The following is a 16807-nucleotide window of genomic DNA, read 5'->3' as shown; positions in this document are numbered from 1 at the left end:
CTTGTGACGTTCGCAACGATCGACGCGGCGATCGTTGCGCGGACACGCATCGGAGTCCGGATGACCGCTAGTTGATGATCTCGCCGATGCCGGCTTCGATGCGGATTCTCAGCTGCTGAATGAACGCCGGATCGTACGGTTCCCAGTGATCGAGTTCGCCAACGACCTTCAAAGGCGATGTGCTTCGATACGAGCGCGTCGGATTGCCCGGGAATTTCTTGTCCGTGACGTTCGGGTCGTTTTCGAATGCCCCGGTGGGCTCGACGATATAGACCCGCGGCTTGCCGTCGCCTTTGGCCATTTCCGCAGCCAGGCCAGCGCCCTTGGGCAGGGCCGTGAAATAAACGTGATTCATCACGACGTCATCCCGATAATTCGATCTGAAGCCCGCCGTCAGCAAGTCGCCGATCCGCAAATCCGCTTTCGTGCCATGAAAAAACGGGCCGGTGTCCAGGACGCCCATGGCTTCTCCTTCGAAAAATGTCGCCGTGTTTTCTAGGCGCGCCGCGCGCTCGCCACTCGCGCAATCGACCCGATCGCATCGCTGACGAGCACCGCGAGCAGCCCGACGATCACGCCACCTTGCAGCACGAACGCGGTGTTCGACGTCTGCAGGCCCGCGATGATCACGTCGCCGAGCCCGCGCGCGGCGACCGTCGAGCCGATCGTCGCGGTGCCGAGATTGATCACGACCGCGAGCCGGATCCCGTTGACGATCACCGGAAACGCGAGTGGCAGTTCGACCGACACGAGTTGCTGCCAGCCGCTCATCCCCATCCCGCGCGCCGCGTCGACGACGTCGCGCGGCACGTCCTCGAGCCCTGCGATCGTGCTTTCGAAAATCGGCAGGAGCCCGTACAGCACGAGCGCGATCAGTACGGGCTTCAGGCCGAAGCCGACGGCCGGCACGGCCAGCGCGAGCACCGCGACCGGCGGGAAGGTCTGGCCGATATCGACGACGCTGCGCGCGACCGGCAGGAAATCCGCGCCGGCCGGCCGCGTGACCGCGATGCCGGCCGCGACCGCGACGATCGTGCCGATCAGGCTCGACAGCGCGACCGTGCCGAGATGCGCGAGCGTGAGATCGAGCAGGCTCGCACGATCGTAGATGACCGGCGCGCCGTTGTCCGCGAACGGCGCGAATACCCCCTGCAGCCACGCGGGGCGCAACAGCAGCACGAGCAGCAGCGCGAGCGCGGCCGCGCGGGCGACGTACGCGGGAAGCGCCGAACGCGTCGGCCGCACGCTGCCATGCGCCGTCATGCGGGCTTCCTCGCATGCGCGCGGATCGCATCGAGCGTGATGCGGCGCGCATTGCGCTCGCCGCCGTCGTCGACAGGCAGCGCGTCGACGCCGCGCCACAGCAGCTCGGACACCGCATCGCGCAGCGTGCGCGTCGCGGCGATCGGCTCGCCGTCGGCGTGGCCGGGTTCGGCCACCGTATCGATCGGCGTCAGCGCGAGCAGGCGCAGCGGCCGGTCGACCCCCGCGACGAGCTGCTCGACGACACCGGCCGCCGGCTTGCCGAGAATCTCGGCCGGCGGCGCGACCTGCAGCAGCCTGCCGCCGTCCATCACCGCGATCGTATCGCCGAGCTTCAGCGCTTCCTCGATGTCGTGCGTGACGATCACGACCGTGATGCCGAGGCGGCGCTGCAGCGCGAACAGGTCGTCCTGCGCCTTGCCGCGAATGATCGGGTCGAGCGCGCCGAACGGTTCGTCCATCAGCAGCATCGCGGGCTCGGCCGCGAGCGCGCGCGCGACGCCGACGCGCTGTTGCTGGCCGCCCGACAGTTCATGTGGCAGCTTGCCGGCGAATTCGGCCGGCGCGAGATGGAACAGGTCGAGCAGTTCGTTCACGCGCGCGTCGATGCGCCCGGGCGGCCAGCCGAGCAGGCGCGGCACGGTCGCGATGTTGCGCGCGACGCTCCAGTGCGGAAATAGCCCATGCCCCTGGATCGCGTAGCCAATGCCGCGCCGCAGTTGCTCGGGCGCGACGGTCGCCGTATCGACGCCGTCGATGCGGATCGTGCCGCTGGTCGGCGCGATCAGCCGGTTGATCATGCGCAGGAGCGTCGACTTGCCGCTGCCCGACGCACCGACGAGCGCGGTGATCGTGCCGCGCTGCATCGTCAGCGACACGTCGTCGACGGCGACCACGTCGCCGAAGCGTTTGCCGACCCGTTCGATCTCGATCATCCTGCACGCCCCTTCGCGAGCGATGTCGCGGCTTCGAACACGACGGCGGCCGCCAGTGCGAGCGCGATCGTCGGGATCGCGCCGAGCAGCACGAGATCGGCGGCCGATTGCCCGATCCCCTGGAAGATGAAGGTGCCGAACCCGCCGCCGCCGATCAGCGCGGCCACCGCGGTCAGGCCGATGTTCTGCACGAGCACGATGCGCACGCCGCTCAGGATCACCGGCAGCGCGAGCACGAGATCGACGCGCAGCAGCCGCTGCGCGCGCGTCATGCCCATCGCGCGTGCCGCTTCGGTCACGTGCGGCGGCACCTGCCCGAGCCCGACCACGACGCTCGAGGCGATCGGCAGCAGCGAATAGAGGAACAGCGCGAGCACGGCCGGCGCGACGCCGATCCCGCGGATGCCGAGCGCGGCCGCGAGCGGCACGTGCGCGGCGAGCAGGCCGAGCGGCGCCATCATCAGCCCGTACATCGCGATGCTGGGGATCGTCTGCACGACGTTGAGCACGGGCATGGCGAGGGTCCGCACGGACGCGACGCGCGCGCATGCGATGCCCAGCGGCAGGCCCGCGACGAGCGCGGCGGCCACCGAGCCGCCCGCGAGCGAGACGTGACGGATCGCCTCGCGCCAGAAATCTTCGCTGCGCACCGCGTATTCGCGCATCACCGAGAGGCCGTCCCACCAGCCGCTGGCGAGCGGCACCGAAATCGCCGCTATCGCGACGACGAGCGCGACGAGGCGCCGCCACGGGCCGAACGCGAGTCGTGCGAGCGCGTCGGCGACGAGCACGGCCCACGCGAACAGCAGCAGCCAGACGCCCGCGTCGGGCGACACGCGGGCCAGCATGTCGTCGGGCGCGACGACATGCCGCGCGGCCGCGCCGACCGCATACGCCAGCGTCGCGAGCCCCGCGCAGCCGGCCGCGAGCCGCCAGGCGGGGCGGCTCGCCGTCATCGCCCACAACGCGCCGGCGGTCCACAGCGCGGCGAGCGCGGCGCCCTGCATCGCGGGCAGCGCGGCGAACACCGACAGCCCGGTGCCGGCCGCGATCCGGTTCGGCCGCAGCACCGCGAACGACAGGCCGAACACGGCGACGATCGTCAGTACCCCGATCAGGATGCCGACCTTGTCGAGTGTCACGCGCCGCGCGGATGCGGCCGCGCGATCCGTCATTTAACGAAGCCCTTCGCTTTCAGGTAGCTTTTCGCGACGCCGGCGGCCGGTTCACCGTTGATCTGGATGCGGGCGTTCAGCGATTGCAGCGTCTTCAGGTCGAGGCTCGCGAACACGGGTTTCAGGTAGTCGGCGATCTGCGGATGCGCTTTCAGCACGGCTTCGCGGATCACGGGCGCCGGGGCGTAGACGGGCTGCACGTGCTTGTCGTCGTCGAGCACCGCGAGGCCGCTCGACGCGATGCCGCCGTCGGTGCCGTAGACCATCGCGGCATTCACGCCGTCGGTCTGGTTCGCGGCGGCCTTGATCGTCGCGGCCGTGTCGCCGCCGGACAGCACGACGAGCTGTTCGGGCTTCATCTTGAAGCCGTACGCCTTCTCGAACGACGGCAGCGCGGACGCGCTGTTCACGAATTCAGCCGATGCCGCGAGCTTCACCTTGCCGCCGCCGGCCACCCACTTGCCGAAATCGGAGAGGGTCTTCAGGTGCTGCGACTGCGCGACGGGGGCGAGCAGCGCGACGCCCCACGTGTTGTTCGCCGGCGCCGGCTCGAGCCACACGAGGTGGTTCGCCGCATAGTCGAGCTTCTTCGCGGTGTCGTAGCCTTGTGCGGCGTTCTTCCACACGGGGTCGTCGGCCTTGTTGAAGAAGAACGCGGCGTTGCCGGTGTATTCCGGGTAGATGTCGATCTCGCCGCTCGTGAGCGCCTTGCGCACGATCGGCGTCGTGCCGAGCGCGATCTTTTCGGTGACCGGAATGCCGTGGGCCTTCAGCACCTGCGCGACGAGATTGCCGAGCAGGTTGCCTTCGGTGTCGATCTTCGACGACACCACGACGGGCGTGTCGGCGTGCGCGCCGGGCGCGACGATGGCGGCGGCGAACACGAGGCCCAGGATCCGGGCGGGCAGGGCGAGCTTCATTGGGCCGATCTCCAGGACGGGGGCGTACGCCGAAAGTTACTTGACTGAGCCGGCTTTGGCAAACCGCGTGCGGCGGTGTGTCCACAGCCCGTGTGGGGATAACCCGCATCCGTCGCGTGCGCTTGTTACACTGAAATTCGTTCCCTGCCTGCGGACACTTGCCGACATGAAGCCCGAGTTGCTGGTCCTCATCGCATTGCGCGGCGACGCGCAGCGCAAGATCGCCGCGTCGTTCGACGTGCGCCATGCTCCGATGCCCGACGAACGCGCAAGCGCGATCGCCGAACACGGCGGCACGATTCGCGCGGTGCTGACCAATGGCAGCACGGGGCTCACCGCCGCCGAGATCGACGGGCTGCCGCAACTGACGTTCGTCAGCGCGCTCGGCGCGGGCTACGAGCACATCGACGTCGCGCATGCGAAGGCGCGTGGCGTCACGGTCGTCACGGGCGCGGGCACCAACGACGATTGTGTCGCCGATCACGCGTTCGCGCTGCTGCTCGCGGCGGTGCGCAACGTCGTGCAGCTCGATGCGAAAACCCGCGCGGGCGTGTGGCGCGAGGGGTTGCCGATGCCGCCGAACGTGTCGGGCAGGAAGCTCGGCATCGTCGGGCTCGGCAAGATCGGCGAGAAGTGCGCGCGCCGTGCGGCCGGCTTCGACATCGAGATCGGTTATCACAACCGGTCCGAGAAGCCCGTTCCCTACCGCTATTTCGACCGGGTCGACGCGCTGGCGCAGTGGGCCGATTTCGTGATCGTCGCGACGCCCGGCGGCGCGGGCACGCGGCACCTGATCGACCGCACCGTGCTCGATGCGCTCGGGCCCGGCGGTTTTCTCGTCAACGTGTCGCGCGGCAGCGTTGTCGATACGGCTGCTTTGGCGGACGCGCTGCGCGAACGGCGCATCGCCGGTGCGGGGCTCGACGTGTACGAAGGCGAACCGGAGCCGCCGCGCGCGCTGACGGATCTCGACAACGTCGTGCTGACGCCGCACATGGGCGGCTGGTCGCCCGAGGCGCTCGATCGGTCGGTGCAGCAGTTTCTCGACAACGCGGCGCGGCATTTCGCGGGGCAGCCGGTGTTGACGCCGGTGTGAGTGCCGAAGGGCGGGCGCGAATCAGCCCGCCTGCCTGCGGAATGCCCAATAGAAATCCGGCAGGTTCGCCGGTTTGTCGGCATCGAGGTCGAGCCAGCCGAACGGGTTGTGCTCGTCGCTCAGGACGATTTCATGACGATCGACCCGGCACTCGAAGCACACGATGAGCACGCGCTTGCCCGGCACGACCTCGCACGAGCGGCTCGCCACGTGGCGGATCGCCGAGGCGACGATCCCGCATTCCTCCCGCACTTCGCGCGTGACGGTTTCCTCGAGCGATTCGCCGGCTTCGGGTCAGCCGCCCGGCAACGCCCATTCGTCGCGTGGATTACGCAGGAACAGGACCGAGCGGCCGTCACGGACGATCGCTTTCGCGCTGAGGGGGATCATGGGAGGGCACCGTTGGCGTTCGATTTTCGCAGCCTGGCGCAGGCGTGCCGTTCCTGCAGCGATCCCCTCGCCCGCGCCGACGGGCGCGCAGGCGGGGGCGGCCGTGCCGTCATGCCGGCAGCCGGCGTGCGACTACACGCCCGCCGACGTCGAAGCCAGCGGCACCGTCACCGACGTGCCGGCCGGATCGAGCGTCAGGCCCGTGCCGGGCGTCGGCCGCAGCGTCGCCTCGTAGTCGCTGGAGAGGACGACGAGCCCGAGCCGGTGGCCGGCTTCCAGCTTGTAGTCGCGCGGCATGAACGTCAGCTTCAGGTCGTACGGCAGGCCGGGCAGCACGGGTTCCGTCAGCCACTCGGACAGCCGGTTGCGCGGGTCGGTCCAGGCACGCGTGACGATCGTGGCCGTGCCGTCCGGCGCGCGATCGACCAGCAGCGCCGTCACGTTGGCGACGCCGGTGAAGGTCAGCCTGACGCGTGCGGTCGCGGTGCCGGACAGGCGCGCCGCGGCCGTCAGCGGCGCGGTTTCGAAGCGGCTGCGGTTTTCGCCCGTCGGCGTGTTCGCCAGCGTGAGCGCCGGAATGCGCGCATCGTCGGTGAAGCGCGCGAGCGGGCCGCCGCTCGGCAGCCGCAGCAGCGTGCCGGTGCCTGCGCCGTCGCCGCCCGCGAAGTACGTGACCGGCGTCGCACGGCGCGCGGCCCAGTCGGCTTCCTTCAGCAGCGTGCCGTCGGCCTGCTCGATCACCGCGCGCGGATCGCGCTCGACGCCGTTGTTGTAGCCGATCAGGTAGCGCGTGAACCAGCGGTTCACCTCCGCGGTCCACGCTTCGCCCATCGCCGGCACGCGCGTCGGGTCGGTGTGCTTCAGGCGGTGCAGCCACAGCTGCGTCGGCACGCCCTGGCGCCGCATCGCGAGATACCACGACGTCGACTGGTCGACGCGCACGTTGTCGTCGGTGAGCCCCTGCGCGACGAGTGCCGGCGCGACCGCGAACCCCGTCGGGATGTCGCGCGCGGCCCAGAACGGCGAATAGTCGCCGGTCTTGCGGTCTTCCTGCTGCAACGCTTCGTCGATCAGGTGCGTGCAGCGTTCCGGATGCGCGTTCGTCAGCAGCGCCTTGATGTACACGTCGACGTCCTCGCCCTGATAGCCTTCCGGCGCGCGCACGAGCCCGCCCGAGCGGTAGTAGCCGTACATGTTCGTCAGCCCGGCGATCGGCACGATCGCGTCGAGCCCGCGTGTGCGCAGGCTCGCGACCATCTTCGGCAGCGTGCCGTCGTACGACACGCCGTACATGCCGACGTGGCCCGTCGACCAGTTCGCGACGACCGTCTTGCCGTTCGCGTCCTTCGCGGTCGCGTCGCGGCCGAGCCAGCGGATCACCGACGCCATCGCGACCGATTCGTCGCGCGTCAGGATCGTCGGGCAGCCGTCCGAGCCGGCGGTGCCGAGCGAATCCGCGTAGACGATCGTGAAGCCGCGCGGCACGAAGTAGCTCTCGATCCACGAGCGGCCGGCGGCGGCCGCTTCGACCTGCTGCAGCATCCGCGACTGCGGCGCGGCGGCCAGGATGCGCGTGGATGCCGATGCCGGTGCCGGTGCGCCGGCGTTCGCGGCCGGATGCGGCGTGCCGTCGAGTTCGACGTCGACGTCGTGGTCGGGGCTGTCGGCGAGCCCCGCGTAGTACGGGCTCGCGAGCACGATGACGGGCGTGCGTGCGCCGTTCGCGGTTTCGGACGGCCGCACGATGCGCACGTGGATGCGGTCGCGCGTGCCGTCGCCGTCGGAATCGACCGGCGTGTCGACCCACGCGTTTTCCTCGATCGTGCCGCCCGACAGCGACGGCTGCACCTGGCCGTTGCTGATCACCGGCTTGTAGCGTCCGTTGCTGGCCGGATTCGCGTACGGGACACCGGACGGCGACACGTGCGACGCCAGCGACTGCGCATCGGCCGCCGCTGCGGCGGCCCCCTCCTGTTGGCCCTGCGCGAGTGCGGATACCCCCGCCGCGCCGCCGCCGTCGTCGCCGCCGCACGCGGCGAGCGTCGCGGCTGCCACGAGCGCGGGCAGCCACGCGCGCCGGAATCCGGTTCGATGAATGTTCATTGGATCGACCTCGTCTCTTGTGATTGTCTGGAACCGACGCGGCTCGCGATACGCCCCCTGCGGCCTGGCCGGGTACTGCATCGGATGAAGCGGAACTGCACCATCAAAAGCGGCGGGCGACGCGCACCGGCGTCTCGCCCCGAACGGAGCGCGAATGGCGCGTCAGCGCGGCGGCGGCACGGAATGAATGCAGGAGTGCGAATCAAACGCAGGCATGACCGGGCTTCCTTCAGGTTTCGGATGAAACGGAACGGCGCGATGCGGTGACGCGGGAATGTTGCGAACGGCGGTGCGGCAATGGCAGGAAAGCGCGAAACGAGCCGGCACGGCGGGCCGGATTGCTTTCCGGAAGCTTGCGCAAAAGTTATCTCAGTGAAATGTCCGTGTCAAACTTTTTTAGCTTGAGTCAAACAAAGTTTGCATGTGTTGACGCGATACCGTCTCAACTTTCGTGGAATCCGTCCGTAAACCGTGAAAAACAGTCTGAAAGGAGAGAGAGGGCAATGACGATTTCGGTTACGGCTGCGGGCGGCCTGTCGCTCGCGCAGATGGCACAGGCGGCGCTCGACGGGCGCCAGGGCACGGATACGGCGGATTCCGGGAACCCGCCCGGCCAGCCGCTCACGGTCAGCGCACTGGATCCTGAAGCGATGCAGGCGGCGCTGACCAAACAGTTGTCGATGGTCGGCGACCTGACGATGAAGCTGCGCGGCGTGACCGACCCGCTCGCGGCGAGCATGCAGGAGATCGTCGCGAAGCGGCCGGATCTGGCCGACGCGTCGTTCGACTTCACGACCGACAACGGGCAGATCAAGGTCGACTCGACGAGCCTGCCGGAGAGCGACCGCGCGTGGATCGAGTCGACGCTGAACGCGAATGCCGGCCTCGTGGCCGCGGTGAACGCGTTTCACGACCAGGCGGTCGACCTCGCCGCGCAGGGCGCGGCCGTGCGCGGCGACACGTTCACCGACAGCGACCGCGCGGCGGCCGGCCGGAACGCCGATGCGCGTTTTCATTTCATGAGCCTGCTCAACGCGTCCGTCGCGCGCAACCAGCCGCTGACGTCCGGCCAGCGCCTCGTCGCGGAAGACGGCACGCCGCTGACGGTCGGGCAGTCGGCCGGCACCGCGCGCGGCACGCTCGCGTTGCTGAATACCGTGCGCCAGTTGTCGTCGGGCACCGCGATCCTGGTCGACCCGTCAGGCCACAAGACGGCCGGCATGCGCGCGGAACTCGTCGACGTCGGCCTCGACGTGCTCGCCGCCTACACGCCGGACGGCAGCCACAGCGTCGGCTTCCACGAGACCGCGTAACGCGCGGCCTATTCGTCGCGCAACGCCTCGGCCGGCCGTACCCGGGCGGCGCGCCAGCTCGGGTACAGCGTCGCGGCGCACGACATCAGGAAGGCGGCCGCGGCGACCTCGATCACGTCGATCGCCGACAGCTTCGACGGCAGCGAGCTGAGGAAGTACACGGACGGGGTGAGGAAGCGGATGCCGAGCACCTGCTCGATCGCCGGCAGCACCCACGGGATGCTCACCGCGATCGCGCAGCCGGACGCGACGCCCGCGAGCGTGCCGGCGAGGCCGATCGTCGTCCCCTGGATCGCGAAGATCTTCATGATCGAGCGCGGCGGCGCGCCGAGCGTGCGCAGGATCGCGATGTCGCCCTGTTTCTGCGTGACGGTCATCACGAGCGACGACACGAGATTGAACGCGGCGACCGCGACGATCAGCATCAGGATCAGCGACAGCATCCGTTTCTGCAGCCGTTCGGCTTCGAACCATGTGCGGTTCTGCCGCGTCCAGTCGCGGATGTACAGGTCGCCCGACAGCGTGCGCGACAGCGCGAGCGCGATCTCCGGCGCGCGCTGCAGGTCGTCGACGCGCAGCCGGACGCCGGTCGGCGCGGGCACGTTGAACAGCTTCCGCGCGTCGTGGATGTGGATGTACGCGAGCGCGCTGTCGTACTGGTAATGGCCGGACTCGAACGTGCCGACCACGTTGAACTGGCGGAACCGCGGCAGCGCCTCGCCGATGCGCGCGCCGTGGCCGGGCGCGAAGAACGTGATGCGGTCGCCGATCTTCACGTGCAGCGCATCGGCGAGCGCCGCGCCGAGCACGATGCCCATCTCGCCCGGCACGAGCGCGTCGAGGCGGCCGGTCTTCAGCTTGCGCGCGATTTCGGACACGCGCGGTTCGAGCACGGGGTCGATGCCGCGCAGCGCGACGCCCGTCACGCTGCCCGCGTTCGTCAGCAGCGCCTGCGCGTCGACATAGGGCGCGACCGCGCGCACGGCCGGGTTCCGCAGCGATTCGTGCGCGGTCAGCCGCCAGTCCGGCATCGAACCGGTCGGCGATAAGATTTCCACGTGCGCGAGCACCGACAGCATCCGGTCGCGCACCTCGGTGCGAAAACCGTTCATCACCGACAGCACGACGATCAGCGCGGCGACGCCGAGCGCGATGCCGGCCATCGCGGCGCCGGCGATGAACGACACGAAGCCGTCGCCGGCCGAGCGCCGGCCGCCGCGCGCGTAGCGCAGCCCGATCTGCCATTCGAACGGGAGTTTCAAGCGGTTTCCTTTCATTTCGATTCGATCCTGCCGAGCCGCGCATTCTAGCGAACGCGGCGCGGCCGTGTGCCGAGGTCGGGGCGGAGAGCCGAAACCTGCCCGTCCGGCCGGTCGTCGGGCGGCGTTGCGCGCCGGCACACCGATATTTCCATCCTTTCGGGTCTGATCGATAATGGCGGCCAGCATCCGGTCGAACACAACATTCCAAGCATTACGGCGCAACCAGGGCCGCGCCGTCACAGACCGATAAATCTCGGGGAACGCCGCCGAAGCCGGCCGCACGTCCTTGAACAAGGAAATAACAACATGGATTTGCTGCGCTTCCTGCTGCTCCTGCCGATTCGCGTGGCGGGCTTCGTCTGGTGGCTGCTCGGCTGCGCGCTGCGGCCGCTGGTCGGCGACGTGTCGTGGACGGCGCCCGCGTGGATGGGCATCACCGCGGCGGCCGTGCGCCGCCGTCCGTGGCATGCCGGCGGCCTGGTGCTGCTCGCGGCCGCGCTCGGCTACGGCGGCTACTGGTTCAAGCATCGCCCGAAGCCGCCCGAGCCCGAAACCGTCGGCTTCACCGTGAAGGCGCCGGCGATCACGACCTACGAGGTCGACGACACCGACAAGCCGAAGATCACCGTGCATCCGCTCGAAGTGGCGTTCGCGCAGTCGGCCGCGCCGATCGAGCGGGTCGGCAAGCCGGCCGGCGACGGCATCGAGATGACGCCCGCGCTGAAGGGCGCGTGGGAGTGGGTCGACGACAAGACGCTGCGCTTCACGCCGGCGGCCGACTGGCCGGTCGGCGCGCACGTCGAGGTGCGTTTCGCGGTGCACCGCGTGTTCGCGCCGCAGGTGATCATGCGCGACGATCGTTTCGCGTTCGATCTGCCGGCGTTCGCCGCCACCTTCGGCAACAACGAGTTCTACCAGAACTCCGACAACCCGGCGGAGAAGCAGGCCCTGCTGCAGTTGCGCTTCAACTACCCGGTCGATCCGGCCGAGTTCGAGAAGCGCATCGGCCTCGTGCTGGTCGGCCGCGACGGCAAGAGCGCGTCGCCGCTGCGCTATACGGTCAACTACGACAAGATGAAGACGAGCGCGTGGGTCTACTCGCAGCCGCTCGAGATCCCGCGCGATCCGCTGTCGGTGCGGCTCGACGTCGACAAGGGCGTGAAGAGCGCGCGCGGCGGCAACGGCACGCCGGACGTGCTGCATGCGTCGGTCGGCGTGCCGGGGCTGTACAGCCTGTCGATCGGCAACGTCGCGCCGACCCTCGTCGACAACGAGCGCTACGAGCCCGAGCAGGTGCTCGTCGCCGAAACGTCCGACGGTGTGCGCAGCGCCGATCTCGCCGCGCGCGCGAAGGCGTGGGTGCTGCCGAAGCGCAAGCCGGGCGTCGAGCAGTCGGACGACGATCCGCCGTACGAATGGAACGTGGCCGACATCAGCGACGCGGTGCTGAAGCAGTCGAAGCCGCTGCCGCTCGAAGCGGTGCCGACCGAGAACGATTTCGCGACGCTGCAGAGCTTCAAGTACCACGCGACGCCGGGCGAGCGCGTCGTCGTGCGGGTCGAGGGCGACCTGAAGTCGGCCGGCGGCTACCTGCTCGGCAAGCCCGTGACGAGCGCGTTCACGGTGCCCGACTATCCGAAGCTGCTGCGTTTCATGGCGGACGGCTCGCTGCTGTCGATGAGCGGCAGCAAGCGGCTGTCGGTCGTGTCGCGCAACCTGCCGGGGATGAAGGTCGAGATCGGCCGCGTGCTGCCCGACCAGATCCAGCATCTCGTGAGCTTCAACAACGGCACGTACGCGCGGCCCGAGCTGTCCTATTCGTTCAGCGAGGATCACATCGTCGAGCGCTTCGTGCAGACGCGCGCGTTCCCGGCCGGCGAGCCCGGCAAGGCCCATTACGAAGGCATTGATCTCGGCCAGTACCTGAAGGGCGGCAAGCGCGGCGTGTTCCTGCTGCACCTGTCGAAGTTCGATCCGGCGGCCGCGAAGAAGCAGACCGACGACGCGAAGGATGACGATGCATCGTCCGCCGACGGTAGCCAGGATCAGTCCGACAACGCCGATGCGGGCGACAGCAGCGGCAATGGCGACGACGGCGACAACGCACTCGGCGACACGCGCCTGATCGTCGTGACCGATCTCGGGATGCTGGTCAAGAAGGCGCTGGATGGCAGCCAGGACGTGTTCATCCAGTCGATCCGCACCGGCAGGCCGGTTGCGGGCGCAACCGTGTCGGTGCTCGCGGTCAACGGCCAGGCACTGTTCACGCAGACGACCAGCGCCGACGGCGTCGTGCATTTCCCCGCGTTCAAGGGGCTCGACCGCGAGAAGCGTCCGCAGCTGTATGTCGTGAAGAAGGACACCGACCTGTCGTTCCTGCCGGTGGCCGGGCGCGACCGTCAGCTCGACTTCTCGCGCTTCGACGTCGACGGCGAGCGCAACGCGACGGGCCAGGGGCAGCTGTCGGCGTACCTGTTCTCGGATCGCGGCCTGTACCGGCCCGGCGATCCGTTCCACATCGGCCTGATCGTGCGCGCGGCCAGTTGGGCGCGCAGCCCGGCCGGCGTGCCGCTGCAGGCGGAAATCGTCGACCCGCGCGGGATCACCGTCGAGCGCAAGCCGGTGACCGTCGATGCGACGGGCTTCACCGAACTCGGCTACACGACCGCCGAAACGGCGCCGACCGGCACGTGGACGGTCAACCTGTATATCGTGAAGGACGGCCAGCCGGGTGCCGAGCCGATCGGCAGCACGACCGTCCAGGTGAAGGAGTTCCTGCCCGACCGGATGAAGGTCGACGTGAAGCTGTCGCAGCAGGTCGTCGAAGGGTGGGTGAAGCCGAAGGGGCTGAAGGGCATCGTCGATGCGCAGAACCTGTTCGGCACGCCGGCCGAGAAGCGCCGCGTCGCGGCGACGCTGACGCTGCGCCCCGTATGGCCGTCGTTCCGCAGCTGGCAGGGCTATCACTTCTTCGATGCGCGGCGCGCGAAGGAGGGCTACACGACGACGCTGCAGGACGGCACGACCGACGACAAGGGCCATGCCGAGTTCGACCTCGATCTCGACAAGTACGCGGACGCGACCTACCAGCTGTACTTCCAGGCGAAGGCATACGAAGCGGAGGGCGGGCGCAACGTCGTGGCGAACGCGCAGACGCTCGTGTCGAACAACGACTGGCTCGTCGGCTACAAGTCGGTCGACGATCTCGGCTACGTGAAGCGCGGCAGCCCGCGCTCGGTGCGGCTCGTCGCGATCGATCCGGGCGCGAAGGCGATCGACGTGAAGGACCTGCGTGCGCAGCTCGTCGAGGAGCGCTACGTGTCGGTGCTGACCAAGCAGGATTCCGGCGCATACAAATACGATTCGCGGCTGAAGGAAGTACCGGTGGACGAGAAGCCGCTGTCGATTCCGGCCGCGGGGCTCGACTTCGCGCTGCGTACCGACAAGCCGGGCAGCTACGCGCTCGTGATCCGCCGCGCGGACGGCACCGCGGTGAACCGGATCGAGTATTCGGTCACGGGCGCCGCGAACGTCACGCGCTCGCTCGACCGCAACGCCGAGCTGCAGGTGAGCCTCGCGAAGCACGACTTCAGGCCGGGCGAGCAGGTCGAGATCGCGATCCGCGCGCCTTATGCGGGCAGCGGGCTGATCACGATCGAGCGCGACAAGGTGTACGCGCATGCATGGTTCCATGCGGACACGACGAGCTCGATCCAGCACATCACGGTGCCGGCCGGCTTCGAAGGCAACGGCTACATCAACGTGCAGTACATCCGCGATCCGTCGTCGGACGAGATCTTCATGAGCCCGCTGAGCTACGGCGTCGTGCCGTTCTCGGTGAATCTCGACGCGCGCCGCAACGCGGTGAGCGTCGAGGCGCCGGCGCTGGTGAAGCCGGGCGATACCGTCAACTTCACCGTGCATTCGGCGAAGCCGGCAAAGGTCGTCGTGTTCGCGGTCGACGAAGGCATCCTGCAGGTCGCGCGCTACAAGCTCGGCGATCCGCTGAAGTTCTTCTTCCGCAAGCGGATGCTCGAAGTCGGCACGTCGCAGATCCTCGACCTGATCCTGCCGGACTTCGAGAAGCTGATGGCGATGGCCGCGCCCGGCGGCGACGCCGACGACGCGATCGGCCGGCAGCTGAACCCGTTCAAGCGCAAGCGCGACAAGCCGGTCGTCTACTGGTCGGGGATCGTCGACGTGAACGGCGACACGCGCCTGAGCTACACGGTGCCCGACTACTTCAACGGCAAGCTGCGCGTGATGGCCGTGTCGGTGTCGCCGGACCTGGTCGGCACGTTTGAAGGCGCGACGACGGTGCGCGGCGATTTCGTGCTGTCGCCGAACGTGCCGACGACGCTCGCGCCGGGCGACGAGGCCGACGTCAGCGTCGGCGTCGCGAACAACCTGACGGGCGTGGGCAACCAGCCGGTGCCGGTGGCGGTCACGCTGAAGACGGGCCCGCAGTTGCAGGTGATCGGTCCGGCGACGCAGAGCGTCGCGCTCGCGCCGCAGCACGAAGGCGTCGCGATGTTCCGTGTGAAGGCGACCGATACGCTCGGTTCGGGCGCGCTGTCGTTCGGCGCGCGCTACGGCGCGAAGGGCGCGCAGCAGCGCGTCGACGTGTCGGTGCGGCCGGCCGCCGCGTTCCGTACGCAGCTCGACATCGCGCGCGTCGATCCGGGCAAGAAGGCGAGCGTGCCGAACCTGCGGTCGATGTACGACGCGTACGCGTCGCGCGACGCGAGCATCTCGACCGCGCCGCTCGTGCTGTCCGAGGGGCTGTCGTCGTATCTCGTGAACTTCGACCACGCCTGCAGCGAGCAGATGGTCAGCGCGGTCGTGCCGCGCGTGTTCGCGGCGAAGTGGCTGTCGGTGCGCGCGCTGACGAGCGCGATGCATGCGCCCGAAGCCGGCGCGGATGCGGCGAATGCGAGCGCGATCGCGCAGTTCCTCGGCGTGCTGCGCGGCCGGCAGAACGCGCAGGGCGGCTTCGGGCTGTGGAGCGCGACGCCCGACGCCGATCCGTTCGTGTCCGCGTATGCGATGCACGTGCTGCTCGATGCGCGCGATCGCGGCATCGCGGTGCCGAAGGACATGCTCGATGCCGGCAACGCCTATCTGCAGAAGCTCGCCGCGAACGACGCGCTCGGCTCGCTCGACCTGCTGCGGCAGCGCGCATACGCGGTGTACCTGCTGACGCGCCAGGGCAACGTGACGACCAACAGCCTCGCGGCCGTGCAGAAACGGTTGCAGGAGGCGTACCCGAAGGACTGGAACAACGATCTCGCGGCCGCATGGCTCGCCGCGTCGTATCAGCTGCTGAAGCAGGACAAGGAAGCCGCCGCGCTGATCGCGGGCCCGCAGGCGTTGCTCGAACGCAAGCGCGCGTCGGACGGCGATTACGTGACGGGCTACTACATCGACCCGCTGACGCGCGACGCGAGCGTGCTGTACCTGCTCGCGAAGCACTTCCCCGAACGCGTGAGCAAGCTGTCGCCGCGCGCGATGGACAACCTCGCCGCGCCGCTCGTCGACAACCGCTACAACACGCTGTCGTCGGCGATGACGATTCTCGCGCTCGACGCATACGCGGCGTCGAACGCGGGCCAGCTCGACCGGCTCGCGATCGACGAGGTGCGTGCGGGTGCCGGCGCGAAGGACGTGTCGTCGATCCAGGCGGGCCTCGTGCGCTCGGGCACGTGGGCGGCCGGCGCGTCGCGCGTCGACTTCGTGAACGGCAGCACGCTGCCGGCGTGGTGGGTCGCGAGCCAGTCGGGCTACGACCGCGGCACGTCGACGAAGGCGATCAGGAACGGGCTGGAGATCGTGCGCGACTACACCGACACGAACGGCAAGCCGCTCGACAGGATCACGCTCGGCCAGGAGATCGACGTGCACCTGAAGATCCGCGCGACGGGTTCGGCGAACGTCGGCAACATCGCGATCGTCGACCTGCTGCCGGGCGGCTTCGATCCGGTGATCGCGCCGCCGCCCGCGACCGACACGCAGGATGGCGACGGCAACGGCGGCGCGTCGGCGCCGGTGGCCGATGCGCCGTGGCGGTCGCCGATCGGCGTGACGGGGTCGACGTGGCAGCCGCAGTTCGCGGATGTGCGCGAGGATCGCGTGGTGATCTACGGCACCGCGACGACCGACGTGCGCGAATTCGTCTACCGCATCAAGGCGAGCAACGCGGGCCGCTTCGTGGCGCCGCCCGCGTACGGCGAGTCGATGTACGACCGCCGGGTGCAGGCGCAGGCGCCGGGCGGCACGGCGCTGACGGTGGAGCGCGCGCGATGACGAGGCGGATGCCGCGGCGTTGCGCGCCACGTCGAAAGCGGGGAGTG

10 protein-coding genes and 1 pseudogene are annotated in these 16807 nt (G+C 69.2%); 3 read left to right on the top strand and 8 right to left on the bottom strand.

Translation table 11 applies throughout. From position 1 onward, the window contains the following. Window positions 1–67 precede the first annotated feature (67 nt). From arr to osmF, 5 genes are read right to left on the bottom strand one after another with little or no spacing between them, the layout of a single operon-like run. Window positions 68–463, bottom strand: coding sequence for an NAD(+)--rifampin ADP-ribosyltransferase (gene arr / locus AC0KUR_RS07650; RefSeq protein WP_124607570.1), 396 nt, complete (start codon window positions 461–463; stop codon window positions 68–70). A 32-nt stretch (window positions 464–495) separates the two neighbouring features. Continuing rightward, the gene (locus tag AC0KUR_RS07645) at window positions 496–1263 is read right to left on the bottom strand and encodes an ABC transporter permease (protein WP_034186035.1); all 768 of its coding nucleotides are present in this window, start codon (window positions 1261–1263) and stop codon (window positions 496–498) included. Then, a complete protein-coding gene (locus AC0KUR_RS07640) occupies window positions 1260–2198 on the bottom strand; it encodes an ABC transporter ATP-binding protein (RefSeq protein ID WP_301742284.1) in 939 nt (312 codons plus the stop codon). The genes AC0KUR_RS07645 and AC0KUR_RS07640 overlap by 4 nt, the downstream gene beginning before the upstream one ends. Then, window positions 2195–3373, bottom strand: a complete 1179-nt coding sequence (locus tag AC0KUR_RS07635; RefSeq protein ID WP_473375641.1) for an ABC transporter permease — start codon at window positions 3371–3373, stop codon at window positions 2195–2197. The genes AC0KUR_RS07640 and AC0KUR_RS07635 overlap by 4 nt, the downstream gene beginning before the upstream one ends. After that, complete coding sequence (gene osmF / locus AC0KUR_RS07630; RefSeq protein WP_069705516.1) at window positions 3370–4293, bottom strand: glycine betaine ABC transporter substrate-binding protein OsmF; 924 nt, start codon at window positions 4291–4293, stop codon at window positions 3370–3372. The genes AC0KUR_RS07635 and osmF overlap by 4 nt, the downstream gene beginning before the upstream one ends. 166 nt (window positions 4294–4459) lie before the next feature. Between osmF and AC0KUR_RS07625 the strand changes: the two genes are divergently transcribed. Then, window positions 4460–5389 carry a 2-hydroxyacid dehydrogenase gene (locus AC0KUR_RS07625; RefSeq protein ID WP_473375640.1) on the top strand — a complete coding sequence of 310 codons (930 nt, stop codon included), beginning with the start codon at window positions 4460–4462 and terminating at the stop codon, window positions 5387–5389. 21 nt (window positions 5390–5410) lie between these two features. Here the strand turns inward: AC0KUR_RS07625 and AC0KUR_RS07620 are convergent. Together AC0KUR_RS07620 and AC0KUR_RS07615 are read right to left on the bottom strand one after the other, a co-directional pair. Then, a pseudogene (locus tag AC0KUR_RS07620) lies at window positions 5411–5668 on the bottom strand (NUDIX domain-containing protein); the annotation flags it as partial. A gap of 243 nt (window positions 5669–5911) precedes the next feature. Beyond that, window positions 5912–7882, bottom strand: a complete 1971-nt coding sequence (locus tag AC0KUR_RS07615; protein WP_473375639.1) for a Xaa-Pro dipeptidyl-peptidase — start codon at window positions 7880–7882, stop codon at window positions 5912–5914. 503 nt (window positions 7883–8385) lie between these two features. On the opposite strand from AC0KUR_RS07615, the gene AC0KUR_RS07610 reads away from it, so the two are divergent. Next, window positions 8386–9195 carry a hypothetical protein gene (locus AC0KUR_RS07610; protein WP_473375638.1) on the top strand — a complete coding sequence of 270 codons (810 nt, stop codon included), beginning with the start codon at window positions 8386–8388 and terminating at the stop codon, window positions 9193–9195. 8 nt (window positions 9196–9203) lie between these two features. On the opposite strand, the gene AC0KUR_RS07605 is transcribed toward AC0KUR_RS07610, so the two are convergent. After that, the gene (locus AC0KUR_RS07605) at window positions 9204–10472 is read right to left on the bottom strand and encodes a lipoprotein-releasing ABC transporter permease subunit (RefSeq protein WP_473375637.1); all 1269 of its coding nucleotides are present in this window, start codon (window positions 10470–10472) and stop codon (window positions 9204–9206) included. A gap of 291 nt (window positions 10473–10763) precedes the next feature. Here AC0KUR_RS07605 and AC0KUR_RS07600 point away from each other — a divergent pair, with 291 nt between their 5' ends. After that, window positions 10764–16760, top strand: coding sequence for an alpha-2-macroglobulin (locus tag AC0KUR_RS07600; protein WP_473375636.1), 5997 nt, complete (start codon window positions 10764–10766; stop codon window positions 16758–16760). Window positions 16761–16807: the final 47 nt, after the last annotated feature.

This window comes from Burkholderia sp. YHN3-13 (assembly GCF_055810675.1).
This window is presented reverse-complemented; position numbering and strand designations above follow the sequence as displayed.